Here is a 762-nt window from a genome sequence, read left to right on the forward strand (position 1 = left end):
CTCGAAGCCCTGGCTGCGTGGATCGCGCTCTATATCCAGGTTGCCGGTACGCAGGTACGACGCCTGCTCCCCGTACTGCTCACGCCCATGGGCCAGGAATGCCTCTGACACATCGGTGTAGCAGTACTCGTCGATCGCCTGCGCATAAGGCGCCAAGTGCTGGAACAGCAGCGCGCTGGTGCCGCCGGTTCCCGCGCCGATCTCGATGATCCGCAACCGTGTTTGGGGATCAGCGGCCAGGCGCTGCGCCACATAGGCCAGCAGCTGTTCCGCCAGCACGGTGTTGAAGTAGTCGGCCAGCGGATGACCGCGATAGATACCCTGCACCCGCTCCACGCTCCCGCCCGGGAACAGCACTGCGGTGGCCGCGCACTCTGCGCGCAGTATCCCGGGCAACGCCGGCAGCACGTCATCGAGCAAGCGGATCTGGTTGTGCACCACGGCCTGGTCGGGGCCTTGCAGCAGGCGCTCGCGGTCGGCTTCCCATTGTCGCCAGGCGCCAGGCCAGTCCATCGCCGCCTGCGCCTGGCCACTGGCGTCCAGCAGGCGCAGGGCATCCTCGCGCCAACCGACGTAGGCCGAAGCCAAGCCTGCCGGGCCATGCTCCCAGCCCTGATGGGCCAACAGATTGCGTAGCAGTTGCGCCAGGGCTCGCTCCAGTTCGGCCAGCACCGGGGCCGCCCGCTGCGGCAGGCCAAGCGAGGCGTCGCCACTTAAGATCACCGGGGCCACCGGCGCGCTGATCTGCAACTGGCGATCGTT

At 67.8% G+C, this 762-nt stretch carries 1 protein-coding gene; it reads right to left on the reverse strand.

What is annotated here, in order from left to right:
- Nucleotides 1–762: hypothetical protein (locus tag ACK6AU_RS32015; RefSeq protein ID WP_409303778.1), on the reverse strand; the 762-nt coding region annotated here is incomplete at both ends.

Origin of the sequence: Pseudomonas sp. KCJK8993 (genome assembly GCF_046230915.1) — a bacterium.
Classification (GTDB): domain Bacteria; phylum Pseudomonadota; class Gammaproteobacteria; order Pseudomonadales; family Pseudomonadaceae; genus Aquipseudomonas; species Aquipseudomonas piscis.